This is a genomic window from Streptomyces kunmingensis (assembly GCF_039533535.1).
Classification (GTDB): Bacteria; Actinomycetota; Actinomycetes; order Streptomycetales; family Streptomycetaceae; genus Streptomyces; species Streptomyces kunmingensis.
On record NZ_BAAATS010000010.1, the window covers coordinates 130,074 to 155,624 of the forward strand.

A 25,551-nucleotide genomic window follows, 5' to 3' on the forward strand; every position below is an offset into this window, starting at 1 on the left:
CTTGGAAAGGGGGGTGGGCCCGGGGCCTGCTCCTCGATCGCCGGAGGGGCTTGAAAGGGGGGTGGGCCCGGGGCCTGCTCCTTGGTCGCCGGAGGGGCTTGGTCAGTCGCTGGAGGGGCTTGGGAGGTCGCTGGTGTGGGCGGGGACCGGGTCCTGGGTGGGGGTGCGACGGCGGCGGCGGCGTTTCAGGAGGGCCCAGGGGCCGCGCGGGCCCGTCGGCATCGCTGCCGTCACCTCCGTGCCGCCCTCCTCCACGGCCTTCGCCGCCGCACGTGCCACAGGCAGGAAGCCCTCCGCACGGGACACGTCCGGGCGCTCCTCGTCCGGCCAGGCGCCCAGCGCGGCGCACAGCGTCGGCAAAACCGCCATCGCCGCCGTCTGGTAGCCCTCCGCCGAGGGGTGGTAGTTGTCCGGGCCGAACAGCTCACGCGGGTTCGCGGAGAACTCGGGGCCGAGCAGATCGCCCAGCGACACCGTCCGGCCGCCCTGCTCCACCGTGCCGATGGTCTGCGCCGCGGCGAGCTGCCGCGAGGCGCGCCGGGCCAGCCAGCGCAGCGGCTGCTGCACCGGTTCGACCGAGCCGAGATCCGGACATGTGCCGACCACGACCTCCGCACCCGCCGTACGCAACCGCCGTACCGCCGACGAGAGATGACGTACGGACTTGGTGGCCGGGATGCGGTGCGTGACATCGTTCGCGCCGATCATGATCACGCAGACGTCCGGCCGCCAGTCCGGATCCGCGAGGACCAGCGCCACCTGCCGGTCCAGATCGTCCGACATGGCGCCGGGCAACGCCACGTTGCGCAACTGCACCGCCCGCTCCGCCACCGCCGCGAGCCCGGACGCCAGCAGTGCCCCAGGCGTCTGCCGGGCCCGGTGCACGCCCTGTCCCGCCGCCGTCGAATCACCCAGCATCGCGAACCGCACCGGCTCCGTAACCGAATCGCCGTACGCCCTGCCGTACAGGCCGTCGGCCGACGGGAGATGGACCGGCGCCGTGCCGTGATTGCCCACCTGGCGCCGCGCGAACTGCACCTCCGCCACCACCACCCCGACCGCGGCCGCGCCGAGCAACCCGATCCCGCCGCCGCCGTACGCCGCCCCCGCGGCGATCCGCCGTGCCACCCTTGCCCTGCTCGACATGTTCCGCGGCCACCTCTTTCGCTTTTACGGCTCCCTGAGTCCTTGCCCCGTAATCACCGTCGGTCAATCGCAACGGGAGATGAAGGGCCGATGTGCGGCATACCCTGACCGCAACCCTCTGTAGGAGACCCGGAGACAACGTGCAGATCCACGACTCGATGATCAGTCTCGTCGGCAACACCCCGCTGGTGAGGCTCAACAAGGTGACCGAAGGGCTTCAGGCGACCGTCCTGGCCAAGGTCGAGTACTTCAACCCCGGCGGTTCCGTGAAGGACCGCATCGCGCTGCGCATGATCGAGGCGGCCGAGCAGAGCGGGGCGCTCAAGCCCGGCGGCACGATCGTGGAGCCCACCAGCGGCAACACGGGTGTGGGCCTGGCCATCGTGGCGCAGCAGAAGGGGTACAAGTGCATCTTCGTGTGCCCCGACAAGGTCTCCACGGACAAGATCAACGTACTGCGCGCGTACGGCGCCGAGGTCGTCGTCTGCCCGACAGCCGTCGACCCCGAGCACCCGGATTCGTACTACAACGTCTCCGACCGGCTGGTCCGGGAGACGCCGGGCGCTTGGAAGCCGGACCAGTACAGCAACCCCGACAACCCCCTTTCGCACTACCACTCCACCGGCCCCGAGCTGTGGGACCAGACGGACGGCCGCATCACGCACTTCGTCGCCGGGGTCGGCACGGGCGGCACCATCTCCGGCACCGGCCGGTACCTGAAGGACGCCAGCGACGGCCGCGTCCAGGTCATCGGCGCCGACCCGGAGGGCTCCGTCTACTCGGGCGGCTCCGGGCGCCCCTACCTGGTCGAGGGCGTCGGCGAGGACTTCTGGCCGACCGCGTACGACCGTGACGTCGCCGACGAGATCGTCCCGGTCTCCGACAAGGACTCGTTCCAGATGACCCGCCGCCTCGCCAAGGAGGAGGGCCTCCTGGTCGGCGGCTCCTGCGGCATGGCGGTCGTGGCGGCGCTGCGGGTGGCGGAGCGGCTGGGACCGGACGACATCGTGGTGGTACTGCTGCCGGACAGCGGGCGCGGGTACCTCAGCAAGATCTTCAACGATGAGTGGCTGTCCTCGTACGGCTTCCTGGAGGAGCCGGCCGAGGCCGGGCGTGTCCTCGACGTGCTGAGTCACAAGGAGGAGGCCATCCCCGGCTTCATCCACATGCACCCGGAGGAGACGGTGGGCGAGGCCATCGAGGTCCTGCGCGAGTACGGGGTCAGCCAGATGCCCGTGGTGAAGCGTGCCGCGGGGCATCCGGACGTGATGGCCGCCGAGGTCGTCGGCTCCGTCGTGGAGCGGGAGTTGCTCGACGCGCTGTTCACGAAGCGGGCGGCGCTCGTCGACCCCTTGGAGAAGCACATGTCGGCCCCGCTGCCGCAGGTCGGCTCCGGCGAGCCGGTGGCCGACCTGATGGCCGTGCTCGGCTCGGCGGACGCCGCGATCGTGCTGGTCGAGGGCAAGCCGACGGGCGTGGTGAGCCGTCAGGACCTGCTGGCCTACATGGCGCGAGACGGCAAGTGACCTCTGTGCGGCCCCGCGACCCGAGACCGGGCAAGGGGCCGCACGCTGCACCTACCCCGCCGAGAACTGTTTCGGGATCACCCGCAACAGGTGCGGGTCGAACGGCGCGCGCCGCGAGGTGCCGGGCCGCAGAGGCATGACGATCACTGCGTCGATGACGTCGGCGACGGCCGCGCGACGCTCGAGAAGACTCATGGCGGGCCACTGGCCAGGATCCCGGTAGGGCCGGTGTGCTGCGCCGGCCGCCAGGTGTTCGGCGCGTGTCGCTTCCAGACCGGAGATCCTTCTCGACAGATCGACGACCGCGGCCGAACTGTCGGCGTCCGCAACGGCTCCGACGAGCAGATGACGCTCCTGGACCAACTGCCGCAGCAGTTCCTGCCCTTCCCAGTCGGCGCGGGGCGCCGGGTGGACGGCGTTGCGCTCCGCGAGGAGCTTGAGTACGACCTCCGTGAGGTAGGCGTCCACGGCGCGCGTGTTGCGCGCGCTGCCGCCGCAGTCCATCGCGGCGCAGGTGTACACCGCGTTGTCCGGGTCGTGTGCCGTCGATCTGGCGCAGCCGCCCATGCGGGAGTGGCAGGGGCGCCCGCCCTTCGCGGCGCCGCACCGAAGAAAGCCACTGAAGAGGTACTTGCGCAATGGCTCGGGCGGCGCCTCGGGCGGCCTGCTGCCGCTGGTGAGTCGAGTACCGCGCCGCGCGCCGTTGCGTTGGGAGATGTCCACCAGAGCGCGCCACTCGTCGGCGGTGGCGACGGCATCCCACGTCCCGAGAACAGGGCGGCCGGTGGCCGGGTCCGTGACCAACTCGCCGTGCAGGAAGCGGTACCCGCACATCACAGGGTTGGTCAGTGCCTGCCGGACGGTGGCCCCGCTCCACTGCTTCCCCGCTGCCGTGCGTACCCCGCGGTTGTCCAGGTCACGAGCGATTGTGTTCCAGCCGCGCCCCTGCAGCGCGGACTCGATCATCTCGCGCAGCACCGGCCACTCGTCAGGGTCCTGACGCATGTTCATCTTGCGTCCTGAGCGTGGGTCGGGCGGGAGCCAGCCGAACCGCCTGCGGCCGCCGGGTGTACCTCCGTCGAGTGCGCGTCGACGGACATGCCGCCCGATGCGCTCGCTGGTGCGCCGGACCTCATCGACGCTTGCGCCGTCGGATACCGCGCGGTCGACCGAGCGTAGGTCGAGCACCGCCCGGCGTTCGATGAAGAGACCGTCGTCGGTCACGGCCAGGGCGCGGTGCAGCCGGCCGAAATCTTCGGTAAGGCGCCAGACCCGCTCGTGCTCCGTCGCGATGAGCGCGCGAACCGGGAAGCCTTCGGGTGTGCGCCGGCAGTGCAGCGCGTGCACGGCCTGGCTGAACGATGGGCGTGGGACATCCGGGTGGGTCGCCCCGATCCCGTTGTCCTCATGAAACTTGACGATGGCCACACCGAATTCCTCGGCGGTTTCGCTGTTCTCCTCGTGCTGGTGCCGGACCCCTGTGCCGGGCTCACGTCCTATGGCGAGGATGGATGACCTGGTGCTCTGGTCGGCGGTGATCCGTGCGTAGTCGATGCCGGGGACTCTGCCGTCGAGCCACTGTGCGAAGGTGCGGCCTTCCTCGAGTGCCGTGATGAGGAGGGGGTTGAGATAGCTTCGCGACCATCCGGGCACGGTGGTCTCCTTGCCGGCGACGACGGAGGGGCGTGGCCCATCGTGGCGGTCGATCTCTACGCGCGTATGTGGATGGCCGACTGGTTCATGCGATCGAGTGACCGGCGGTCGCATCGTGAAGGATGAGGCCGTCGCCGAACTGGTACGAGCACGTCACGTGCGCGCAGCACCCGCTTAACACGGGTCCGGCACATTGGTGGATGTCGGCAGGGGCGGGAGCGGCTCCCCGCCCTGGTCGGCAGTGAGCGGCGTCAAGGAATCTCCGGAGCGGCTCCCGGATCTCCATGGACGCCCCTGGGCGCGGTACCCGGTCCTGACCCGGTGTCGCGTCCGCTCGCGGGGACCGCCGTCGTCCCGCCCCCCGTAACAGGGGGTGCGGCGGTCCCCGCGCAACTCATTCGTGCTCGTCGGTGCCCGTCGGGGCTCATTCCACGAAGAGGCCGCGCTCCGCCGCCCGTACGTCGAATTCCTCGAGGCGGGCCTGGGCGGCCGGGAGTCCGTCGCACATCGCTTCCAGGAGGACCCGCCCCAGCAGCATGGGCGCGCAGGCCGTGTCGAAGGCGAGGCCCGTGCCGACGGCGGCGGGCAGGAGCAGGTCGGAGTGGCGGGCGACGGGGGCGAAGGCGGAGTCGGCCACCGAGACCACGTTCAGCCCGGCGGACTTGGCGTAGGCGAGGGTGTCGACGACCTCGCGCGGGTGGCGGGGCAGCGCGAAGCAGAGCAGGGTCGTGGCGCCCGCGCGGACGGCCGCGTCGATGCGGTCGGCGAGCATCGTGCCGCCCTCGTCGAGGAGGCGGACGTCGGGGTGGACCTTGGCGGCGAAGTAGGAGAAGCCGTAGGCCTGGGAAGCCGCCGCGCGCAGGCCGAGGACGAGGAGGGGCTGGGAGGCGGCGAGGAGGCGTCCCGCGCGTTCGACGGGCTCGGGGTCGGCGAGGAGGTCGGCGAGGTGGCGCAGGTTGGCGATCTCGGCCTCGACGGCCTGCTGGTACTCGTTGGTCCCGGTGGTGGCGGCCGGTTCGGCGGGGGCCACTTCACGCAGGTGCTTGCGGAGCGCGGGGTAGCCGTCGAAGCCGAGGGCGACGGCGAACCGGGTCACGGAGGGCTGGCTGACGCCGGCGAGTTCGGCCAGCTCCACGGAGGACAGGAACGGCACGTCGGCCGCCCGTCGGACCATGCAGTGGGCGATGCGCCGCTGGGTGGGCGTGAGGCGGTGGCCCTCGAAGAGGTGCTGGAGGCGGGCGGCGGGGCTGGTTCCCGTGTTGCCGTTGCCCCCGGTGCCGTTGATCGTGTGCTCGCTCATGTCTCCCCGTCCGTACCCGTACCCGGCCATTCATTCAACGCGTCGTGACTGTGCATGATGTTATTCAGGCCGGGGGCGGGGGCGCCAGGGGCTGCGGTGCCGGGCCGAGCGGATGGGAACGTCGCTCGTGTGGGTACGTCGCTCGGCTGGGTACGTTGCCCGGATGGGTCTTTTCGACAAGTTGACCGGCACCCGGCGTCCCGACGACGGGGTCGAGCCCCGGCCCCCGCAGGAGGTGCGGGAGGCGCTGCTCGCCCTGGCCGGGCCCGATGCGCCCTGGACGGTGCGCGCCGCCGCCCCTGAGGAGCGTGCCGATCTGGTCGCCGAGTGGCGGGTCCGCGAGCCCGCCTGGCAGGAGTTCTTCCGTAGCCGCCACGTCGACCGCACCGTCCGGGTCCGGCTGCGTCTGGTGCCGGACGAGTACGAGGTCCGGGCGCTCGACGAGCAGTGGGAGGTCACCTGGCGCGACGGCACCCCGCGCTTCGCCAGGTCGCGTGAGTACAGCCGGGGGCCCTCGCGCACGGTGAGCAGACGCTGGAGCCACGAGCGCGGAGCGGACGGCGAGCGGCACATGGAGGAGACGTTCTCCTTCGACTCGGCGGAGATGAAGGATCCGCTGCGGGACACGGTGCTGGCATCGGGTTGGGCGTGGCGTGCAGTGGTGTTCGGGAAGTTGTGAGGTAGGTCCCGGGGGCGTCCTTACTCGTCGAAGCGGCTCAGGAGCGCCGCCGCCCGCTCCACGTCCACGGTGAGCGGGCGGTCCGTCAGGTCCGGTTCCAGGGTCGTGTCGGCCAGTTCGAAGGCGCGGCCCACCGGCAGGGACGGGTCGGGGCGGTGGTCGCGCAGGCGCAGGGCGCGGACCGCGGCGACCAGTTCGCAGCCGACGACCTGGCGGTAGGCGGCGCACAGGCGCAGGGTCTGGCGGGCCGCGAGGGACGCGAAGCTGGCCTGTTCCTCGACGCCGCGGGAGAGGACCGCGTGGCCGAGCGAGGCGGGGGCCGCGAAGGCGCGGAGGTCGCCGAGGGCGGCTCCGGCGGCGTACTCCAGGATCATGACGCCGGACGCGCCCGGTTCGCCGTCCGCGAGGAAGGGGCGCAGGCGCGTGTAGGCCGGTTCGTTGAGGGTGGACAGGCGGGAGGTCGAGAGGCGGGCGACCTGGGTGACCGAGAGCCTGAAGTGGTCGAGGGCGAGGGCCAGTTGGGCCATGTAGAAGCCGCCGTGGTGGTACGCCGTCATGTCCTCGGGGGAGATCAGCGGATTCTCGGCCGCCGCGTTGATCTCGACGGTGAGGACGGATTCCAGGGCGTCCGCCGCGTCCTGGGCCGGGCCGTGGATCTGCGGTACGCAGCGGAAACCGTACGGGTCCTGGATGCGGCCGAGCGGTGGGGTGGGGCGGTCGGGGGCGCCGAGGAGTGCGCGCATCCGGGCGGCCACGTCGTAGGAGCCCTTGTGGTGGCGGGCCTCGTGGACGGGGAGCGCGTAGGCCTCGTAGGAGCCGTCGACCGCCAGGAGGCTGAGTGCGGCGACGAGTTGGGTGGCCGTCAGCAGAGAGCGCAGTTCGTGCAGGGCGAGGGCGGACTGGCCGAGGGTGAGGGCGTTGCTGGAGATCAGGGCGAGGGCGTCGTTGTTGTCGAGCGGCTGGGCGGCCGGGGCCGTGCCCTTGCCGCGCCAGGGGTGTTCGCCGGCGAGGGCCAGGCCCATCTGGGCGAGGGCGGCGATGTCGCCGGTGCCGACCGAGCCGTGTTCGTTGACGGCGGGGTGCGCGCCGTTCCGCAACGCCTCGCACAGGGCGGTCACGACGGTGGGGCGCAGGCCGGCGCCGCCCGCGAGGATCTGGTTCGCGCGGACCGTGAGCATCGCGCGGACCTCCCGCTCGGGCAGCTCGTCGCCGATCGCGCCCGCGTGGCTGCGCAGCAGGCGCAGTCCGTGGTCGGCGGCGGCCTCGGTGGGCACGTCCTCGCTGCGGTTGGCGCCGACGCCGGTGGAGCGGCCGTAGACGCGGCCCCAGGCGGCGATCTCGCGGGCCGCGTTCCAGGACTCTTCGACGCGTTTCATGGCTTCGGTGCCGGGGACGGGGCGGGCGCTCGCGTCGGCGAGGCGGACCACGTCGTCGACCGGGAGGCCGTGGCCGTCGAGTACGACGACCGGGGGGACCGGGGGCGGCGTCGGGTCCGTCGGGCGCACCACTTGGGGCATAAGGCCTACTCCTCCTCGAACTGGCATCAATCACCCTCGACAGGGCGGTCGCGTCTCACATTTCGGGCAGCCCGGGGGGATTTACCGGTGATTTACGCGGGGGCATTGACAAGTTATTCACGCACCAAGAACTCTGCATGACGATATGCAGACCGGGCAAGAGGACTTCAGAGGCGCTCCATGATCCAGTTCGAAGCGGTCCACAAGCGGTTCCCGAACGGCACGACAGCGGTGCACGACCTCACGCTCTCCATGCCCGAAGGGGGCGTGACCGTCTTCGTCGGCTCCTCCGGCTGCGGCAAGACGACCAGCCTCCGCATGATCAACCGGATGGTCGACCCGACCTCGGGGACCATCCGCGTCGGCGGCCGCGACGTCCTCGACCAGGACGCCGCCGAGCTGCGGCGCTCCATCGGCTACGTCATCCAGCAGGCCGGCCTGTTCCCGCACCGCACCGTCCTCGACAACGTCGCGACCGTACCGCTGCTGCTCGGCTGGGGCCGCAAGAAGGCCCGCGCCGCCGCCGGTGAACTTCTGGAGCGGGTCGGGCTCGATGCCGGGATGGGGAAGCGGTATCCGCATCAGCTCTCGGGTGGTCAGCAGCAGCGGGTCGGGGTGGCGCGGGCGCTCGCCGCGGATCCGCCGGTGCTGCTCATGGACGAGCCGTTCGGGGCCGTGGATCCCGTCGTGCGCGCGCAGTTGCAGGACGAGCTGCTGCGGCTGCAGAAGGAACTGAACAAGACCATCGTCTTCGTCACGCACGACATCGACGAGGCGGTGCGGCTCGGGGACCGGATAGCCGTGTTCCGCGAGGGTGGGCATCTGGTGCAGTGTGCGGCTCCCGCGGAGCTTCTGGCCCGGCCTGTCGATGGGTTCGTGGCGGACTTCCTCGGGGCCGAGCGGGGGTTGAAGTTGTTGTCCCTGACGGGGCTGGGGGATGTACGGCAAGGGGCCGCGCCGGAGGGTGGCGCCTGGGAGTTGGTGCTGGACGGCGGTCGCAGGCCGGTGTGCTGGCGGGGGCGGGATGGTGGGGCCGAGGTGCCTGTGCGGGGGCTTCGCGATGCGGATTCGTTGCTCTCTGCGTTGAACGAGTCCGTCGCTTCGCCCTCCGGGCTTGTGGTTCGGGTGGATGCGGAGGGGGTGCTTACCGGGGTTTCGTCCCGGGGCGATATTCATGCGCGGGCGGGGGCTGCGCATGCCGCGGCCCTGTCCGGCTCGCCGTCACGGGGCTCCGCCCCGGACCCCGCTCCTCAATCGCCGGAGGGGCTTGAGTTGCGGGGCTCCGCCCCGGACCCCGCTCCTCAATCGCCGGAGGGGCTGGATGTAGCGCCGGAGGGGCTGGATGTGGCGCCGGAGGGGCTGGATGTAGCGCCGGCAGGGCCGGAGTTGGGCGGCTCGGAGCTTGAAGGCGAAGTCGGTGGCGCGCAGCCGAAAAATGCTGAGGACGGACGTGGCGTCGCATGACCATCGACTGGGACTGGATCGGATCCCACGGGTCCGACCTCACCACCCTCACCCTCGCCCACCTTCAAGCCGCCCTCAGCGCCGTCCTGTTCGGCCTGCTCATATCCCTGCCCCTCGCCGTCCTCGCCCACCGTGTCCGGGCCCTGCGCGGGTTCCTTCTCGGGATGAGCAACGTGCTGTTCACCATCCCCTCCATCGCCGTCTTCGTCCTGCTGCTCCCGGTCTCGGGGCTCACCCGGACCACCACCGTGATCGGGCTGACGATCTACACCCTCGTCGTGCTGCTGCGGAACACCGTCGAGGGCCTGGACTCCGTACCGCAGAAGACCAAGGAAGCCGCGAAGGCCATGGGGGCGCGGCCGATGCGCACCCTGCTCACCGTCGAGCTGCCGCTCGCGCTGCCCGTGATCATGGCGGGGGTGCGGATCGCGACGGTCATGTCCATCTCGCTCGTCTCCGTGGCCACGTACATCGGTGACGGCGGGCTCGGCCAGCTGTTCACCGACGGGTTCCAGCGCAACTTCCCGACCCCGGTGATCGTCGGCGTCGTGCTCACGCTCCTGCTGGCGCTCGTCGCGGACGCGCTGCTGGTCGTCGTGCAGCGGCTGCTCACGCCGTGGGCCCGCACCCGGACCCGGAAGGCCTGACCGCCATGTACGAACTCTTCAAGAACCTGGGCTCCTGGCTGGTCAGCGGCGAGCAGTGGACCGGGGCCGACGGCATCGGGCACCGGCTCGCCGAGCACCTCCAGTACTCGCTGATCGCCACGCTCGTCGCCGCCGCGATCGCGCTTCCCGTCGGCCTGCTCATCGGGCACACCGGCCGTGGCGCCTTCGTCGCCATCAACCTGTCGTCGTTCGGGCGCGCGCTGCCGACCGTCGGGCTCGTCGTCCTCGTCTTTCTCGCCAGCGGGCTGTCCATGTGGCCCGTCTACATCGCCCTCGTCGCGCTCGCCGTGCCGTCCATCGTGACCAACACGTACGCGGGGATGACCGCCGTCGATCCGGAGGTGCGCGACGCCGCGCGCGGCCAGGGCATGCGCGCCCATCAGGTCCTCTTCCAGGTCGAGTTGCCGCTCGCGCTGCCGTTGATCATGACGGGCCTTCGTCTCGCGCTGATCCAGGTCGTGGCGACCGCGACCATCGCCGCGTACGTCTCCTTCGGCGGGCTCGGCCGCTACGTCTTCGACGGGCTCGCCCAGCGGGACCTCGTGCAGGTGCTCGGCGGCGCCGTCCTCGTCGCGGTCGTCGCCGTCGTCCTCGACCTGGCCCTCTCCGGGCTGCAGCGCCTCCTCTTCCGTCACCGTCCCGCCGCTCTCAAGTCGGCCTAGGAGCAGATCAGATGAACCGACGTACTCTTCTCGGCGGGCTGTTCGCCGCGGCCTCCGTCCCCGCGCTCGCCGCCTGCTCCAGCGGCATCACCTCCCTCGACGGAGGCGGCTCGGGCGGCTCGGGGGGCGGCTCCAGCAAGGGCGGCGTCACCATCGGCACCGCCAACTTCACCGAGAACCAGGTCCTCGGTTACCTGTACGCCGCCGTGCTCGAAGCGGCCGGCGTGAAGACGACCGTGCGCCCCAACCTCGGTACCCGCGAGATCCTCATCCCCGCTCTCAAGGGCGGCGACATCGACCTGCTGCCCGAGTACCAGGGCGCCCTGCTGCACTACCTCGACACCAAGGCCGACGCCACCGAGGAGGGCGAGATGCAGAACGCCCTCGCCATGGCGCTCCCGGCCGGACTGCAGATCCTTCCCTACGGGATGGCCGAGGACTCGGACGCGTTCGCGGTCACCCGCGAGACCGCCGCGAAGTACAGGCTCAAGTCCCTTGCCGATCTCGCGAAGCACAACGGGAAGCTCGTCATCGGCGCCGCCCCGGAAGTGAAGAAGCGGCAGGTCGGCGCCGTGGGGCTGAAGGACGTGTACGGCGTCGAGTTCAAGGAGTTCAAGTCCCTCGACTCCTCCGGGCCGCTGGTGAAGGGCGCCCTGAAGAAGGGTGATGTCGACGTGGCGAACCTGTTCACCACCGACACCGACATCGCCGCCAACCACTGGGTCGTCCTCACCGACCCCAAGAACCTCGTCCCCGGTCAGCACGTCGTCCCGCTGATCGCCGACCGCAAGGCCGACTCGACCGTCCGCAAGGCGCTGGCCCGGCTCGGCAACGTACTCACCACCGAGCAGCTGACCGAGCTGAACCGGCTCGTCGACAAGGACAAGAAAGACCCCGAGGACGTCGCGAACGACTACGCGCGCCAACACGGGCTCAGCAAGAAGTAGCTCAGCAAGAAGCAGAGGAACGTTCCATGGCAGCGGTAGTGGAGAAGCACTCGATCGACGTCGTCCCGGACAGCGAGCGGCACGGGCGCGCCTTCAACCAGTTCACGCTCTGGGTCGGCGCGAACCTGCACATCACCGCCGTCGTCACCGGCGCGCTCGCCGTCGTCTTCGGCGGCGACGTGGTCTGGTCACTGGTCGGGCTCGTGCTCGGCAACCTGCTCGGCGGCGCCGTCATGGCACTGCACTCGGCGCAGGGCCCCAAGCTCGGACTGCCCCAGATGATCCAGTCCCGGGCGCAGTTCGGGGTCAAGGGCGCCGTCGTACCGCTGCTCCTCGTGATCCTCATGTACGTCGGCTTCTTCGCGAGCGGAAGTGTGCTGGCCGGGCAGGCGACCGCCCAGCTGACGCACACGAACGACACGACCGGCATCATCGTCTTCGCGCTGGTCACGGCCGTCCTGGCGGCCGTCGGCTACCGCGTCATCCACGTCCTCGGCCGTGTCGCCAGCGTCATCTGCGCCATCGCCTTCGTCTACCTGGGTGTGCGTCTGCTCGACCGTGTCGACCTCGGCGACCTGCTGGGCGACGCGCGCTTCTCGCTCCCCATGTTCCTGCTCGCCGTGTCGCTCTCGGCGTCGTGGCAGCTGGCGTTCGGCCCGTACGTCGCCGACTACTCGCGCTACCTGCCGCGTGACACCAGCGCCAAGGCCACGTTCTGGTGGACGCTGTCCGGCTCGGCGCTCGGCTCGCAGTGGTCGATGACGTTCGGTGTGCTGGTCGCGGCGAGCGCCGGTGAGGCGTTCCTCGACAACCAGGTCGGCTACGTCGTCTCGCTCGGCGGCGCGGGCCTGGTCGCCTCCGTCTTCTACTTCGTCATCGCGCTCGGCAAGCTCACCGTCAACGTCCTCAACACGTACGGCGGCTTCATGGCGATGGTGACCGGCGTCAGCGGATTCCGCGGGCAGCGCGTCCTCTCCCAGCGCGGCCGGGCCCTCTACATCGCGGTCATCATGGTCGCGGGCACGGCCGTCGCCCTGGCCGGCAAGGACAGCTTCCTCTCCTCGTTCAAGGACTTCCTGCTGTTCCTGCTGACGTTCTTCACGCCGTGGAGCGCCATCAACCTCGTCGACTACTACCTGATCTCGCGCGAGCGCTACGACATCCCGGCCCTCGCCGACCCGGACGGCCGCTACGGCGCCTGGCGGTGGAACGCCCTCGTGGTCTACGCGGTCGGGCTCGTCGCCCAGTTCCCGTTCCTGGCCACCTCCTTCTACACGGGCCCGCTCGTCGGCCCGCTCGGCGGTGCCGACGTGTCCTGGATCGTCGGGCTCGTCGTCCCGGCCGTCCTGTACTGGCTGCTGGCCCGGCGCGACACCGCGCACGTGCCGGCGGAGACGATCCTGGAGGCGCCGGGCGTGCCGGGCACCGAGCCGGTGGCCTCGGGTGCGGCCCAGTAGCAGCGGCCCAGTAGCACCAGGTGCAAGAGGGGGGTTAGCCCCACTGCCCCGCGGGCCTTCGCTCCGTACCGTGAACCGGTATGGAAGCCCGCGAACAGGCACGTGACGCCGAACTCAAGAAGGAACTCGACGCCACCCTGCACGCCCGCAGGGAACTCGGCGAAGAGTACGAGACCGCGCTCGTCGACTCGTTTCTCGACAAGGTCGAGCAGCGCCTGGACTCCAGCGTGGACCGCCGGGTGCGCAGGCAGCTGGCCGAGCAGCAGATGGTCGTCGCCCGCGACTCCCGCGCCGGCCGCACCCCCGGCGACGGCTGGGGCGAACGCTTCGGCTTCGCCGTCGTCACCCTCGTCCTCGCGATCCCGCTCTCCGCGATCGCCGTGGTCAACGCCGGTCTGCCCGGGCTGCTGATCGCCTGGGGCGGCATCGTCGGCGTGAACGCCCTGCACGTGGGGCACTGGTCGATGCCGCGCTTCGGGGAGCGGCGGCGGGATCGGAAGGACTCCGACTGGGAGGAGTAGCCGCCCCGGGGCACTCACGCCTGCCGGGTCGGCAGGATGACGGCGTGGCGCAGGTTCACGTGGCGGGGGCGGCTCGTCGTGTAGGCGATGAGGTCGGCGATGTCGTCGGACGAGAGTCCGGTGAGCGCCTCGAACATGCCGTCCAACTGGCCGGAGAGGTCCGCGTTGTCGACGTGCGAGGCCAGCTCCGACTCGGTCAGGCCGGGTTCGAGATTGGTGACACGGACGTCCAGCGGGCCCAGCTCCGTGCGCAGCGACTGCGAGAGGTACGTCAGAGCGGCCTTCGTCGCGCCGTACACCGCGTAGTTCGGGAACGGGACGTGCGCGCCGATGGACGAGATGTTGACCAGGTCCGCGGTGCCGCCCGCCGCGGCCGTCGCGATCAGGTCGGCGGTGAAGGCGCGGACGACGCGCAGCGCGCCGGCGACGTTCGTGTCGAGCATGCGCTGCCACTCGTCGGCGCGGCCGTCCGTGACCGGGTTCGGCAGCATCACGCCCGCCGCGTTCACGACGAGGTCGACGCGTCCGTACGCGGCGTGCACGCGCTCCGCGGCGGCGTCGACCGAGTCCTGATCGGTGAGGTCCGTGGGGAGCGCGAGGGACTGCCCGCCGTCGGCGCCGATCTTCGCCGCCAGCTCGGTCAGGCGGTCGGCGCGCCGGGCGAGGAGGGCGACGCGGGCGCCGTGGGCGGCGAGCAGCCGGGCGGTGGCCTCGCCCATGCCGCTGGCGGCGCCGGTGACGAGGGCGGTGCGGCCGGAGAGGTTGTCGTACGTCGTCTGGGTCATGGCAGCAGCTTGCGCCGGGCCGGCCGCGCTCCCCAGGGTGGAGTTTTTCCTGGGTCCGCCAGTACCAGGATCGGCGCCGGTCCCGGGATCGGCGCCGGTACCGGATCGCGGCGCGGCCGGTGTCCCGGATCCGCCGGTGTCTAGGATCGGCCGTATGAACGAGCCCGGTGGCATAGGGGACTTCCTGCGCTCGCGGCGCGCCCGCATCCGACCCGAGGAGGCCGGCCTGCCCGGGCACGGCCGCCGTCGCGTACCGGGCCTGCGCCGCGAGGAGGTCGCCCAGCTCGCCGGGGTCAGCGTCGACTACTACATCCGCCTGGAGCAGGGCCGGGGCACCTCCGTCTCGGACGCCGTGCTCGACGCCGTCGCGCGCGTCCTGCGCCTGGACGACACCGAGCGGAGCTATCTGTTCACGGTCGCCCGCCCCGCCGAGACCCGCCGCAAGGCGTCCGGCCGGCCGGACGCGCGACAGCTGCGGCCGGGGCTGCGTCTGCTCCTCGACACGATCGACCGGGCCCCCGCCTTCGTGCTCGGCCGCCGCATGGACGTCCTCGCCTGGAACGCGCTCGGTGACGCGCTGCTCGGCTTCTCCGCGATGGCCCCGGAGGACCGCAACATGCCGCGCCAGATCTTCCTCACCCCGGAGGCCCGCGAGCTCTACCCGGAGTGGCCCGCGGTCGCCGCCGAGACGGTCGCGTACCTGCGCCTCGACGCGGGAGCCCACCCCCAGGATCCGCAACTGGAGGCGCTGGTCGGCGAGTTGTCGTCGGCTGACGCGGACTTCCGGCGGCTGTGGGCGGACCACCAGGTGAAGTCGAAGACGTACGGCACCAAGCGCATGCTGCACCCCCTCGTCGGCGAACTCGCCTGCCCTACGAGACGTTGACGGTGCCGGGCGAGTCCGGACAGGCGCTGGTGGTGTACACACCCGAACCCGGCTCGGTGACCGAGGAACGGCTGCGGATGCTCGGCAGCCGGGCGGCGGCACCGCGCTGAGCCCCGCGGCCGGACGCTCTCACGCAACCCTCAGAAACCGTCGCTAATCTCCGCCCGGACGGACCGACGCCGGAGGAGGGCATGAGGGTGACGCGCGGAGCACAAGGGCTGGTCAGGACCGCTGTGGTGGTACGCGCCGGAGCCGCCCCGCTGTGGTGGCTCGGTGTCGTCGCGGCGGCCGTCGGAGTGTTGCCCGTCGGGTTCACCGGACGGCGGATCGGCGTGCTCGGCGGGGCTGTGCTGTTCCTCGTGGTCGCGGCGGCGGTGGCGTACAGCCGCAGGCAGCGGTACGTGCGGCTCACGCGCGGAGCGAGCCGCGCCGGGAAGTTCGACGTGCTCCAGGACCGGCAGGTGACCGTACGGAACTGGCGGCGCGGTCACCGCTGGTGGCTGGCCCTCGCGTTCCTCGCCGCGGTCGGCAGCTCCTTCGCGGTGCCCGCGGCGGGCGGTATGGCGCTGGCCGGGGCCGGCGCCGGACTGTGGCTGAAGGCGGCCTGGCTGGGCCGGCGCGAGCAGCGCGAGAGCGCACTGCTGTGGCTGCGCGTCGACTGGCTCGGACCGCGCGCGGGCGCGCCCGTGGGCAAGCGGGTCAAGGGGTACCGGGCCACGGGGACGGCAGCGGGCGACGCCGCGCCCGGTGGGGCACGGCGTCGCTGACACTGCCGCGAACTCGGTCGCTCACACGTCGAGGTCGGCCTCGATCGCCTTCAACTGGTGGCGGGCCATCGCCAGGTTGGCGCGCGAGGAGTCCAGTACGAGGTACAGGAACAGCCCGTTGCCACCGCGGCCCTTCAGCAGGCGGATCAGGTGGTACTGGGTGCCGAGGGTGATGAGGATGTCCTCGATCTCGTCCTTCAGACCGAGGTGTTCCATGGTGCGCAGCTTGGCGCGGACGACATCGGTGTTGCCCGCGGCGGCGACCTCCAGGTCGAAGCTCTTGGAGCCGCCGATGGTGCCGAGGGCCATGCCGCTGTTGTAGTCGACGAGGGCCGCGGCGCTCGCGCCCTCGATGGAGGCTACGGCGTCCTTGAGTGCGGCTTCGGTGTTGGCCATGGTGGTGGATCCTTTCCTGCGCTGCCTCAACGGGCAGTTCTGGGTTGCAACTTGGGCTCGGAGAGCTCGGTCTTGGGAGTGCGGACCGGAAGCCCGCTCTCGGTGGAAGCAGTCGTGGAAGCTGTCGTGGGAGCCGTCGTGGACGAAGGCGCGGAAGCCGGTGGCGTCGCCGGCATGGTGGGCGGGGACGCGGGCAGGGCGGGCGTGACCGTGGGGCGGGCCGGCGCCGTGCGGGCCCGGGAGCGGCCGCGGGCCCGGGGCGGCGGTTCGGCGGCGGCCGCGTCGACCAGCTCGCCGATCCGGGTGCCGGAGCGGCGGCCCTCCAGGTGCAGCCGCCCCACGTTGACCCGGTCCTCGGCGAGCAGGGTGAGGATCGCGGTGTCCCCGGCCGCGTAGGTGGCGACGTAGCCGTCCGTGCCGCGCACCAGGAGTTCGCGGAAGCCGCCCTGCCCGGTGGCGTCCGAGAGCCGCTGGGCGACGCCGAGCGCGGCGGCGGTCAGCGCGGCCACGCCCTCCGGTTCGACGCCGGGGGTGTCGCGGGCGAGTACGAGTCCGTCGACGCTGGCCGCGAGCGCCCCGGTGACCTGGGGGACCCGGACTCTCAGCCTCTGCAGTTCGCCGAGGACTTCGGCCTCGTCGGCCATCGGCGGTCTCCTTCCGGAAGTGGCGGGGGTTTCGGAACCGGCCCGTCCGGTGCGTAGCAGGCGCTTCACAGGGCCTCCAGTGCGGCACGCAGTCGACGCAACAGCGCCACGTCGGGGTCCTCGACAGCGGCGTGAGCCATCCACTCCGGTACGGCGGGCGTGGTGGCGGGCTCCGGGAGAGCGGGGGTCACCAGGCCGCCCGCGGCCAGGCGGCGCAGATCGACCAGGGTGTGGAAGGCGGGCCGGCCCAGGGTGAGCGCTATCTCGGACGCGGTGCGCGCCCCGTCGACCAGCTCCAGGACGCGGCGCCGGCGGGCCGGTACGGGCAGTTCCAGGCCGGTCGCCCTGGCCAGCGGCGCCGTGTCGGTGTCCGGCTCGGGCCAGATCCGCTGGAGCAGTTCGCGCCGGCGCCGGGTCTCGCGCTCGACCGCCGCCACCGGCACCGGCCGCACCGCTCCGAACCAGTGCGAGACCCCGTAGCGGAAACGGGTCGGGCCGCTGCTCGGCGCGAGGGTGAAGTACGCGGCGTCGAACACCGCGCCCAGATGGCACAGTTCGAGCGCGCCGTCCGAGAGGCGGCCCTGCTCGACGAGGTAGCGGCCGACGCGTCGGCGGGCCCCCGCCCGGTCCACGGCCTCCCACCAGCGGTCGGCCTGGACCGCGCCGCCCGTGGTGAGCAGCACGTCCATGCCGGGGGTCGCGGGCGACTCGGCGTGCACTATTCGGCCGTCGGCCAGGTAGAGGGTGCCGTGCTCACGGATCAGCGCCCCGGTGGCCCGCTCGTCGGCGAGGCGGCCCAGCATCGGCGAGACGCTCGCGGGTATGACGCTCATCCCAGCACCAGCCGGTCGGATATGTCGGCGAGGCGCAGCCGGGCGAGCGCGAGGTTGCCCTCGTCCCGGTCGAGCCACAGGTGCAGGAAGACGCTGCTGTCGAAGCTGGTCCGGACGAACCGCAGCAGGTGGTAGCCGTCGCGGTTGGTGACGATGACGTCCTCGACGGGCGGCGCCTTGTCGCTGGCGGACCCCTGTGACCAGTCGCTGCCCTCGGCCGGGGAGAAGGCCCGGTGCTCGGCGGCGAGCCGGGCGAGTTCGGCGGCCTCGGCGGCGGTGGCCTCGTGGTCCCCGTTGGGCGAGTCCCCGACGGTGCCCAGGGCGAGACCGCTGGTCCAGTCGACGACGGAGGCGCCACGCGCCCCCGGCAGCCGCATCGCCTCAAGCAGGCACTCGTCGATTCCGGGCACGCCTGAAACTCCCCACCTGATCGCCACGTTCGTGCAAAGCTGTTGCTTGTGTGACGAAGAAGCTACGCACCGTACGGTGACCTGGTGAGCGTTCTGGCATTTTCCGGTGGAACATTCAGAAGAGGGCTAAAATCCGCCAACCCCGGCTCAAATGGGGGGCGTTCGCCGACCTCAGAGATCGAGGAGCGCGCTTCGGCGATCACCGCCCGACTCCGCGACGATCTCCTCGACGGTCTGCGGCGCACGCACGGTCGCGAACCGCGCCCCGACGCCGTCGGCGCCCGCCGTGAATCCGTAGACCCCGGGCCGCACCAGCGAGTTGTACGAGTAGTGCTGCGCGAAGTAGTACGCGCCGGTGTCGAGCGCGGCCGCGTAGTCGCCGGCTTCGAGCAGCGGCAGCGCGTGGTTCTCGGCGAGCAGGTCACCGGAGAAGCAGGCGGGGCCCGCCACGTCCTGGGCGACGTCCGGACCCGCCTTGGGCCGGCCCTTCGCGTCGTAGGCGGCGATCCGCAGCGGCCAGGACGCGGGCGCGTACACGGTCCGCGTCGCGACCTGGACCCCCGCGTGCGTCACGGCGATCGGGCGGCCGCCGCTCTCCTTCGCGTACTCGACGAGCGCGAGGATCGTGCCGTGCTTGGCGAGGAGCGAGCGGCCGAACTCGGTGACCAGGCCGTAGCGTCCGTCGAAGAGGCCGGGGACGGTCGCGGCGAGCAGTCCGGCGTACGTGGCGTAGTCCGGCGTCTCCTCGTCGGAGGCGAAGTTGACCGGAAGGCCGCCGCCGATGTCGAGCGTGTCGATCTGCTGCCGTCCGGCCGCCCGGTTGATCTCCTCGGCGAGTTCGTACGCGGCCCGCACGCCCTGCGCCATCAGCTCCAGGGGTACGCCCTGCGATCCGGAGTGCGTGTGGAGCCGGGTCAGCCACGGCCGGTCGAGGTAGGCCTGGACGACCCAGTCGCGGGCGCCCTCGTCACGCAGCGCCACGCCGAACTTGGAGGTGGCGGTCGCGGTGGACAGGGCGCCGATCGAGCCCGCGCCGATCTGCGGGTTCACGCGGACGCCGATCGGGGAGCGCGTGGGCGCGGAGGCGACCAGTGCGTCGATGCGGGCCAGTTCCTGCGGGTTGTCGGCGTTGACCGCTATGCCGAGGGCGAGGGCCTCGCGCAGTTCGGCGCCGGTCTTGGCGGGGGAGTCCAGGACGGTGCGGGTCGGCGGCACCCCGGCGGCGCGGGCCAGGGCCAGTTCGCCCGGGCTCGCCACCTCGGCCCCGATGCCCGCCTCGTGCAGCAGCCGCAGCACAGGCACGAGCGGCGTCGCCTTCACGGCGAAGGCGTGCAGGACCTCCGTGCCGGGGGCGGTGACCGCGTCGAAGGCGGCGCGCAGCGAGGCGGCGGACGCGCGGATGCCGGTGACGTCGAGCAGCCCCGCGACAGGGGCCGCCTGGCCGACGAGGCCTTGCTCGACGGCGGCGTGTACTGCCTGGTCGCGGCGGGTGGAGAGGCCCGTGTTCGAGCCGGTGGATGCGTCCGTGGATGCCATGTGGTCCAGACAACCACTCGGAGTGCGTCCGTGGGAATCTATTGACTAGTTCTATTCAGACCCCGAGGATGTGAATAACCGCATCACGATGGAGCACCCCAGGAGGCCGCCGATGTCAGGACCCCGCCCCGTACGCGCCCCGCGCGGCACCGAGCTCAACACGCTCGGCTGGCAGCAGGAAGGCGCCCTGCGGATGCTCATGAACAACCTCGACGCCGAGGTCGCGGAGCACCCCGACAAGCTGGTCGTCTACGGAGGCACCGGCAAGGCGGCCCGGTCCTGGGAGGCGTTCGACGCGATCGTGCGCACCCTGAAGACGCTGAAGTCGGACGAGACGCTCCTCGTCCAGTCCGGCAAGCCCGTCGGCGTGCTGCGCACCAGCGAGTGGGCGCCGCGCGTGCTCCTCGCCAACTCCAACCTCGTCGGCGACTGGGCCAACTGGGAGGAGTTCCGCAAGCTGGAGGCCGAGGGCCTGACCATGTACGGCCAGATGACGGCCGGCTCGTGGATCTACATCGGCTCGCAGGGCATCGTGCAGGGCACGTACGAGACGTTCGGCGCGGTGGCCCGCAAGAAGTTCAACGGCACGCTGGCCGGAACGATCACCCTCACGGCCGGAGTGGGCGGCATGGGCGGCGCCCAGCCCCTCGCGGTCACCATGAACGAGGGCGTCGCGATCTGCGTCGACGTCGACGAGACCCGCATCGACCGCCGCATCGGCACCCGCTACCTGGACGTCAAGGCCGACAACCTCGACCACGCCCTGGAGCTCGCGGTCCAGGCCCGCGACGAGCGCCGCGGCCTGTCCATCGGCGTCGTCGGCAACGCCGCCGAGGTCTTCCCCGAACTGCTGCGCCGCGACGCCCCGATCGACATCGTGACCGACCAGACCTCGGCCCACGACCCGCTCGCCTACCTCCCCCTCGGCATCTCCGTCGAGGACTGGGACAAGGAGCGCGAGGCGGACCCCGCGGGCTTCACCGACAAGGCACGCCACTCCATGCGCCTGCACGTCGAGGCCATGATCGGCTTCCTCGACAAGGGCGCCGAGGTCTTCGACTACGGCAACTCGATCCGCGACGAGGCCCGCAAGGCCGGCTGCGAACGCGCCTTCGACTTCCCCGGCTTCGTCCCGGCGCACATCCGCCCGCTCTTCGAGGAGGGCCTCGGCCCGTTCCGCTGGGCGGCCCTTTCCGGCGACCCCGAGGACATCCGCAAGACGGATGCCGCGATCAAGGAACTCTTCCCGGACAACAAGCACCTGCACCGCTGGCTCGACATGGCCGCCGAACGCATCTCCTTCGAGGGCCTCCCGGCGCGCATCTGCTGGCTCGGCTACGGCGAACGCCACCTGGCGGGCCTGAAGTTCAACGAGATGGTGGCGAGCGGTGAGTTGTCGGCTCCCGTCGCCATCGGCCGCGACCACCTCGACTCGGGTTCGGTGGCCTCCCCGTACCGCGAGACCGAGGCCATGAAGGACGGCTCCGACGCGATCGCCGACTGGCCGCTGCTCAACGCCCTGGTCAACACCTCCTCCGGCGCCACCTGGGTCTCCCTGCACCACGGCGGCGGCGTCGGCATGGGCCGCTCCATCCACGCGGGCCAGGTCTGCGTCGCCGACGGCACGGAACTGGCCGCCCAGAAGATCGAGCGCGTCCTCAGCAACGACCCGGCGATGGGCGTCATCCGACACGTGGACGCGGGCTACGACCACGCGGCCGAGGTGGCGACGGAGCGCGGGATCCGGGTTCCCATGCGGGAGGGCGAGTGACGAGCCCCGCAAATCAAGCCCCGCCTTCGTACGAGAGGCAGCGGGGTTCGGGGCGGCGCCCCGTGACCTCAGCCTCAGGCGCGGGCTTCCTGGAGATGTGGCGCGACCTGGCCCCCATCGGCCGCCATCCCGAAACCCACGGCTACCGCCGCCACGCCTGGACGGCCGCCGACACCGACTGCCGCGAATGGTTCAAGGCCCAGGCCGAATCCCGAGGCCTGACCTACGAACTGGACCGCAACGGCAACCAGTGGGCCTGGCTCGGCGACCCCGAAGCGGGCAACGCCGTGGTCACCGGCTCCCACCTGGACTCCGTCCCGGACGGCGGCGCCTTCGACGGCCCCCTCGGCGTGGTCTCCTCCTTCGCGGCCCTGGACGAACTCCGCAACCGGGGAGCCGAGTTCACCAAGCCCCTCGCCATCACCAACTTCGGCGACGAGGAGGGCGCCCGCTTCGGCCTGGCCTGCGTAGGCTCCCGCCTCACCGGCGGCCACCTCACCCGCGAGCAGGCGTACGCCCTCACGGACGCCGACGGCATCACGCTCCCGCACGCCATGGAGCGCGCCGGATACGACCCGGAGTCCATCGGCCCCGACCCCGAACGCCTGAGCAGAATCGGCGCGTTCATCGAGCTGCACGTCGAACAGGGCCGCGCGCTCGACCTGTCCGGCGACGCGGTCGGCATCGCCAGCGCCATCTGGCCGCACGGCCGCTGGCGCTTCGACTTCCGCGGCGAGGCCAACCACGCCGGCACGACCCGCCTCGCCGACCGCAGGGACCCGATGCTCCCGTACGCGGAAACGGTCCTGGCCGCCCGCGAGGAAGCCCGACTGGCGGGCGCGGTGGCCACGTTCGGCAAGATCGCCGTCGAGCCGAACGGGGTCAACGCCATCCCGTCCCTGGTCCGCGGCTGGCTCGACTCGCGCGCCGCCGACCAGGACGCCCTGGACCGCACGGTCACGGCCATCGAGAAGGCGGCCCGTGAATACGCCGACGCGCACGGCATCGACGTAGAGCTGACACGGGAATCCTTCACCCCGGTCGTCGACTTCGACCACGCGCTGCGCGACGAACTCGCCCGCATCCTCGGTACGAAGGCGGCGTCCGCCGACCTCACGGTCCCCGTCCTCGGGACAGGCGCGGGACACGACGCGGGAATCCTGGCCTCGTCCGTCCCCACCGCCATGCTGTTCGTACGCAACCCCACGGGCGTCTCGCACTCGCCGGCCGAGTCCGCGGCGGAGGACGACTGCCTGGCGGGCGTGCACGCACTGGCCGACGTACTGGAAGGGCTGGCCTGCAAGTGACGACGTACTGGCTGGAGCACGCCTGGCTCGACCCCACGGTGGAGCCGGGCGTGGCGGTGGACGTGTCGGACCCCTCGGAAGCGGACGCGGACGGCGTCGGCCGGATCACGGCCGTCCGCAAGGAGGTCGCGACGCCCCCGCCCGGCGCCGTGGTCCTACGCGGCCTCACCCTCCCCGGCCTCGCCAACGCCCACAGCCACGCCTTCCACCGGGCGCTGCGCTCGACGGTGCAGGTCGGCTCCGGCACGTTCTGGACCTGGCGCGAGACCATGTACTCGGTGGCGGACCGGCTGACCCCGGACACGTACCACGCGCTCGCGCGGGCGGTGTACGCGGAGATGGCGCTGGCCGGCATCACGGCGGTCGGCGAGTTCCACTACCTGCACCACGCCCCCGGCGGTACTGCGTACGCGGACCCGAACGCGATGGGCGAAGCGCTGATCGCTGCGGCGGACGAGGCGGGCATCCGCATCACCCTCCTCGACACGGCGTACGTCTCCTCGGCCATAGGAGACAAGCACAGCGGCAAGGCCCCGGACCGGCACCAGCAGCGCTTCTCCGACGGCACCACCGAGGCCTGGGCCGAACGTGCGTCGCTGCTCAAGGACCGCCCGCACGCCCGGATCGGCGCGGCGATCCACTCGGTGCGCGCGGTCCCGGCCGAGCAGCTCGCGACGGTCGCGGAGTGGGCCGCCGCCCGGCAGGCGCCCCTCCACGTCCACCTCTCCGAGCAGACCGCGGAGAACGACGCGTGCCAGGCCGCCCACGGCTGCACACCGACGCAACTTCTCGCGGAACACGGGGTGTTGAGCGCCCGCACGACCGGCGTGCACAACACCCACCTCACCCCGGCCGACATCGCGCTCATCGGCGGCTCCGGCACGGGCACCTGCATGTGCCCGACGACGGAACGCGACCTCGCGGACGGCATCGGCCCCGCGGTAGCCCTCCAGAAGGCGGGTTCCCCGCTCTCTCTCGGCTCGGACAGCCACGCGGTCATCGACCCGTTCGAGGAAGCACGCGCGATGGAGCTCAACGAGCGCCTGCGTTCCCGGACGCGCGGCCACTGGACGGCGGCGGCCCTTCTGCGCGCGGCCACGGTCGACGGCCACGCGGCCCTCGGCGGGCGGGACGCGGGCGTCATCGAGGTCGGGGCGGTGGCGGACCTGGTGACGGTGGACCTGAACTCGGTCCGCACGGCGGGGGCGGCGCCCCGCCTCGGCGCGGAGACGGCGGTGTTCGCGGCGAGCGCGGAGGATGTGACGGACGTGCTCGCGTCCGGCCGCGAGGTCGTCCGCGACGGGCAGCATGTGTTGGTCGGCGACGTGCCGAGGGCGCTGTCGGAAGCCCTCGCAGCGCTGCACTGACACGGGGCTCCGCCCCCGGACCCCGCTGCCTCTCGTCCGACGGCGGGGCTGCATTCTCAGCCCGTCCGGCGATTGAGGACGAGCCGTTCAGGCGATCGACCCGCACTCGGCGACGGAGAGGAACCATGACCACCACGGCAATCACCAACATCGGCACGCTCGTCACCAACAACCCCGAGCTGGGCGAGGGCCCCTTGGGCCAGATCAAAGACGCCGCACTGGTGCTGGACGGCTCCACCATCGCCTGGGCGGGCCCGGCAAAGAACGTCCCGGCGACGGACAAGACGCACGACGCGGCCGGCCGCACAGTGATCCCCGGCTTCGTCGACAGCCACTCCCACCTGGTCTTCGCGGGCGACCGCACGGCCGAGTTCAACGCCCGCATGGAGGGCCGCAGCTACTCCGCCGGAGGCATCCGCACCACGGTGGCCGCCACCCGCGCCGCGACGGACGAGGCCCTCGAAGCCAACCTCACCCACTACCTCGCGGAAGCGCTCCGCCAGGGCACCACGACCTTCGAGACCAAATCCGGCTACGGCCTGACGACCGCCGACGAGGAACGCGCCCTGCGCATCGCGGCGGCCCACACCGACGAGGTCACGTACCTCGGCGCGCACATCGTCTCCCCGGACCTCGCCGACGACCCGGCCGCGTACGTGGACCTGGTCACCGGCGAGATGCTGGACGCCTGCGCCCCGCACGCCCGCTGGATCGACGTGTTCTGCGAGAAGGGCGCCTTCGACGGCGACCAGGCCCGCGCGATCCTGACAGCGGGCAAGGCGAAGGGTCTGCACCCCCGCATCCACGCCAACCAGCTCTCGTACGGCCCCGGAGTCCAGCTGGCCGTGGAACTGGACGCGGCGAGCGCGGACCACTGCACGCACCTGACGGACGACGACATCGACGCCCTGGCCCACAGCGACACGGTGGCGACCCTGCTCCCCGGCGCCGAGTTCTCCACCCGCGCCGAGTGGCCGGACGCCCGCCGCATCCTGGACGCGGGCGCCACGGTCGCCCTCTCCACGGACTGCAACCCGGGCTCGTCCTTCACGTCGTCGGTCCCGTTCTGCATCGCCCTGGCCGTACGGGACATGGGCATGACCCCGGACGAGGCCCTCTGGTCCGCCACGGCGGGCGGCGCGAAGGCGCTCCGCCGCACGGACGTGGGCCACCTCGCACCCGGGGCCCGCGCCGACCTGGCCTTCCTGGACGCCCCCAGCCACGTACACCTGGCGTACCGGCCGGGGGTCCCGCTGGTCAGCGAGGTGTGGCGCCGGGGCGCCCGCGTCAGCTGAACCCGGGGCCACGG

22 protein-coding genes and 2 pseudogenes are annotated in these 25,551 nt (G+C 71.8%); 14 read left to right on the forward strand and 10 right to left on the reverse strand.

What is annotated here, in order from left to right:
• Window positions 1-102: 102 nt before the first annotated feature.
• Window positions 103-1,146 (reverse strand): SGNH/GDSL hydrolase family protein, encoded by a 1,044-nt coding sequence (locus ABD366_RS14215; protein ID WP_324771542.1) that lies wholly within the window; start codon window positions 1,144-1,146, stop codon window positions 103-105.
• Between the two features lie 140 nt (window positions 1,147-1,286).
• On the opposite strand from ABD366_RS14215, the gene ABD366_RS14220 reads away from it, so the two are divergent.
• Window positions 1,287-2,672 carry a cystathionine beta-synthase gene (locus tag ABD366_RS14220; RefSeq protein WP_324771543.1) on the forward strand — a complete coding sequence of 462 codons (1,386 nt, stop codon included), beginning with the start codon at window positions 1,287-1,289 and terminating at the stop codon, window positions 2,670-2,672.
• A 51-nt stretch (window positions 2,673-2,723) separates the two neighbouring features.
• Here ABD366_RS14220 and ABD366_RS14225 read toward each other — a convergent pair whose 3' ends face one another.
• Window positions 2,724-4,325 carry a recombinase family protein gene (locus ABD366_RS14225; protein WP_324771544.1) on the reverse strand — a complete coding sequence of 534 codons (1,602 nt, stop codon included), beginning with the start codon at window positions 4,323-4,325 and terminating at the stop codon, window positions 2,724-2,726.
• A 424-nt stretch (window positions 4,326-4,749) separates the two neighbouring features.
• Window positions 4,750-5,625, reverse strand: a complete 876-nt coding sequence (locus ABD366_RS14230; protein ID WP_324771545.1) for a MurR/RpiR family transcriptional regulator — start codon at window positions 5,623-5,625, stop codon at window positions 4,750-4,752.
• 163 nt (window positions 5,626-5,788) lie between these two features.
• On the opposite strand from ABD366_RS14230, the gene ABD366_RS14235 reads away from it, so the two are divergent.
• Complete coding sequence (locus ABD366_RS14235) at window positions 5,789-6,304, forward strand: hypothetical protein (RefSeq protein WP_324771546.1); 516 nt, start codon at window positions 5,789-5,791, stop codon at window positions 6,302-6,304.
• 20 nt (window positions 6,305-6,324) lie between these two features.
• Here the strand turns inward: ABD366_RS14235 and ABD366_RS14240 are convergent, their stop codons facing one another.
• Complete coding sequence (locus ABD366_RS14240; protein ID WP_324771547.1) at window positions 6,325-7,821, reverse strand: aromatic amino acid ammonia-lyase; 1,497 nt, start codon at window positions 7,819-7,821, stop codon at window positions 6,325-6,327.
• A gap of 180 nt (window positions 7,822-8,001) precedes the next feature.
• Between ABD366_RS14240 and ABD366_RS14245 the strand changes: the two are divergent.
• The 6 genes and pseudogenes from ABD366_RS14245 to ABD366_RS14270 form a co-directional block, all read left to right on the forward strand.
• Window positions 8,002-9,027 (forward strand): annotated as a pseudogene (locus ABD366_RS14245) (ABC transporter ATP-binding protein); the annotation flags it as partial.
• 254 nt (window positions 9,028-9,281) lie between these two features.
• A complete protein-coding gene (locus ABD366_RS14250; RefSeq protein WP_324771548.1) occupies window positions 9,282-9,932 on the forward strand; it encodes an ABC transporter permease in 651 nt (216 codons plus the stop codon).
• Window positions 9,933-9,937: 5 nt separating this feature from the next.
• Window positions 9,938-10,615: an ABC transporter permease gene (locus ABD366_RS14255; protein WP_324771598.1), complete on the forward strand. Its 678-nt coding sequence runs from the start codon at window positions 9,938-9,940 to the stop codon at window positions 10,613-10,615.
• Window positions 10,616-10,626: 11 nt separating this feature from the next.
• Window positions 10,627-11,562: an ABC transporter substrate-binding protein gene (locus ABD366_RS14260; protein WP_324771549.1), complete on the forward strand. Its 936-nt coding sequence runs from the start codon at window positions 10,627-10,629 to the stop codon at window positions 11,560-11,562.
• Window positions 11,563-11,588: 26 nt separating this feature from the next.
• On the forward strand, window positions 11,589-13,019 hold the full coding sequence (locus ABD366_RS14265) for a purine-cytosine permease family protein (RefSeq protein ID WP_324771550.1): 1,431 nt from the start codon (window positions 11,589-11,591) through the stop codon (window positions 13,017-13,019).
• Window positions 13,020-13,099: 80 nt separating this feature from the next.
• The gene (locus ABD366_RS14270; protein ID WP_324771551.1) at window positions 13,100-13,540 is read left to right on the forward strand and encodes a hypothetical protein; all 441 of its coding nucleotides are present in this window, start codon (window positions 13,100-13,102) and stop codon (window positions 13,538-13,540) included.
• A 14-nt stretch (window positions 13,541-13,554) separates the two neighbouring features.
• Here ABD366_RS14270 and ABD366_RS14275 read toward each other — a convergent pair whose 3' ends face one another.
• The gene (locus ABD366_RS14275) at window positions 13,555-14,325 is read right to left on the reverse strand and encodes an SDR family oxidoreductase (protein WP_324771552.1); all 771 of its coding nucleotides are present in this window, start codon (window positions 14,323-14,325) and stop codon (window positions 13,555-13,557) included.
• 154 nt (window positions 14,326-14,479) lie between these two features.
• Here ABD366_RS14275 and ABD366_RS14280 point away from each other — a divergent pair.
• Window positions 14,480-15,321, forward strand: a pseudogene (locus ABD366_RS14280) (helix-turn-helix transcriptional regulator).
• A gap of 81 nt (window positions 15,322-15,402) precedes the next feature.
• A complete protein-coding gene (locus ABD366_RS14285) occupies window positions 15,403-15,978 on the forward strand; it encodes a hypothetical protein (RefSeq protein WP_324771553.1) in 576 nt (191 codons plus the stop codon).
• A gap of 21 nt (window positions 15,979-15,999) precedes the next feature.
• Here ABD366_RS14285 and ABD366_RS14290 read toward each other — a convergent pair whose 3' ends face one another.
• From ABD366_RS14290 to ABD366_RS14310, 5 genes are all read right to left on the reverse strand, one after another.
• Entirely contained in the window at window positions 16,000-16,374 is a 375-nt protein-coding gene (locus ABD366_RS14290; protein ID WP_324771554.1) for a hypothetical protein, read from the reverse strand.
• A gap of 26 nt (window positions 16,375-16,400) precedes the next feature.
• Window positions 16,401-17,018, reverse strand: a complete 618-nt coding sequence (locus ABD366_RS14295) for a roadblock/LC7 domain-containing protein (protein ID WP_324771555.1) — start codon at window positions 17,016-17,018, stop codon at window positions 16,401-16,403.
• Window positions 17,019-17,083: 65 nt separating this feature from the next.
• Window positions 17,084-17,851, reverse strand: coding sequence for a transcriptional regulator (locus ABD366_RS14300; RefSeq protein WP_324771556.1), 768 nt, complete (start codon window positions 17,849-17,851; stop codon window positions 17,084-17,086).
• Window positions 17,848-18,261, reverse strand: coding sequence for a hypothetical protein (locus ABD366_RS14305; protein ID WP_324771557.1), 414 nt, complete (start codon window positions 18,259-18,261; stop codon window positions 17,848-17,850). The genes ABD366_RS14300 and ABD366_RS14305 overlap by 4 nt, the downstream gene beginning before the upstream one ends.
• 171 nt (window positions 18,262-18,432) lie before the next feature.
• Window positions 18,433-19,797, reverse strand: a complete 1,365-nt coding sequence (locus ABD366_RS14310) for a type III PLP-dependent enzyme domain-containing protein (protein ID WP_324771558.1) — start codon at window positions 19,795-19,797, stop codon at window positions 18,433-18,435.
• 112 nt (window positions 19,798-19,909) lie between these two features.
• Here ABD366_RS14310 and hutU point away from each other — a divergent pair, with 112 nt between their 5' ends.
• From hutU to hutI, 4 genes are all read left to right on the forward strand, one after another.
• Entirely contained in the window at window positions 19,910-21,568 is a 1,659-nt protein-coding gene (hutU, locus tag ABD366_RS14315; RefSeq protein WP_324771559.1) for a urocanate hydratase, read from the forward strand.
• 95 nt (window positions 21,569-21,663) lie between these two features.
• On the forward strand, window positions 21,664-22,875 hold the full coding sequence (locus ABD366_RS14320) for an allantoate amidohydrolase (protein ID WP_324771599.1): 1,212 nt from the start codon (window positions 21,664-21,666) through the stop codon (window positions 22,873-22,875).
• Window positions 22,866-24,242 (forward strand): formimidoylglutamate deiminase, encoded by a 1,377-nt coding sequence (locus ABD366_RS14325; protein WP_324771600.1) that lies wholly within the window; start codon window positions 22,866-22,868, stop codon window positions 24,240-24,242. Before ABD366_RS14320 ends, ABD366_RS14325 begins: the two co-directional genes overlap by 10 nt.
• 125 nt (window positions 24,243-24,367) lie before the next feature.
• Window positions 24,368-25,537, forward strand: coding sequence for an imidazolonepropionase (hutI, locus tag ABD366_RS14330; RefSeq protein ID WP_324771560.1), 1,170 nt, complete (start codon window positions 24,368-24,370; stop codon window positions 25,535-25,537).
• The last annotated feature ends 14 nt before the right edge of the window (window positions 25,538-25,551 follow it).

Coding starts and splice junctions, on each gene's coding strand:
- ABD366_RS14235 (WP_324771546.1), top strand. CDS start 5,789: ATGGGTCTTTTCGACAAGTTGACCGGCACCCGGCGTCCCGACGACGGG.
- ABD366_RS14270 (WP_324771551.1), top strand. CDS start 13,100: ATGGAAGCCCGCGAACAGGCACGTGACGCCGAACTCAAGAAGGAACTC.
- ABD366_RS14265 (WP_324771550.1), top strand. CDS start 11,589: ATGGCAGCGGTAGTGGAGAAGCACTCGATCGACGTCGTCCCGGACAGC.
- ABD366_RS14290 (WP_324771554.1), bottom strand. CDS start 16,374: ATGGCCAACACCGAAGCCGCACTCAAGGACGCCGTAGCCTCCATCGAG.
- ABD366_RS14285 (WP_324771553.1), top strand. CDS start 15,403: ATGAGGGTGACGCGCGGAGCACAAGGGCTGGTCAGGACCGCTGTGGTG.
- ABD366_RS14250 (WP_324771548.1), top strand. CDS start 9,282: ATGACCATCGACTGGGACTGGATCGGATCCCACGGGTCCGACCTCACC.
- ABD366_RS14255 (WP_324771598.1), top strand. CDS start 9,938: ATGTACGAACTCTTCAAGAACCTGGGCTCCTGGCTGGTCAGCGGCGAG.
- ABD366_RS14320 (WP_324771599.1), top strand. CDS start 21,664: ATGTGGCGCGACCTGGCCCCCATCGGCCGCCATCCCGAAACCCACGGC.
- ABD366_RS14310 (WP_324771558.1), bottom strand. CDS start 19,797: ATGGCATCCACGGACGCATCCACCGGCTCGAACACGGGCCTCTCCACC.
- ABD366_RS14215 (WP_324771542.1), bottom strand. CDS start 1,146: ATGTCGAGCAGGGCAAGGGTGGCACGGCGGATCGCCGCGGGGGCGGCG.
- ABD366_RS14300 (WP_324771556.1), bottom strand. CDS start 17,851: ATGAGCGTCATACCCGCGAGCGTCTCGCCGATGCTGGGCCGCCTCGCC.
- hutI (WP_324771560.1), top strand. CDS start 24,368: ATGACCACCACGGCAATCACCAACATCGGCACGCTCGTCACCAACAAC.
- ABD366_RS14230 (WP_324771545.1), bottom strand. CDS start 5,625: ATGAGCGAGCACACGATCAACGGCACCGGGGGCAACGGCAACACGGGA.
- ABD366_RS14240 (WP_324771547.1), bottom strand. CDS start 7,821: ATGCCCCAAGTGGTGCGCCCGACGGACCCGACGCCGCCCCCGGTCCCC.
- ABD366_RS14260 (WP_324771549.1), top strand. CDS start 10,627: ATGAACCGACGTACTCTTCTCGGCGGGCTGTTCGCCGCGGCCTCCGTC.
- ABD366_RS14275 (WP_324771552.1), bottom strand. CDS start 14,325: ATGACCCAGACGACGTACGACAACCTCTCCGGCCGCACCGCCCTCGTC.
- hutU (WP_324771559.1), top strand. CDS start 19,910: ATGTCAGGACCCCGCCCCGTACGCGCCCCGCGCGGCACCGAGCTCAAC.
- ABD366_RS14295 (WP_324771555.1), bottom strand. CDS start 17,018: ATGGCCGACGAGGCCGAAGTCCTCGGCGAACTGCAGAGGCTGAGAGTC.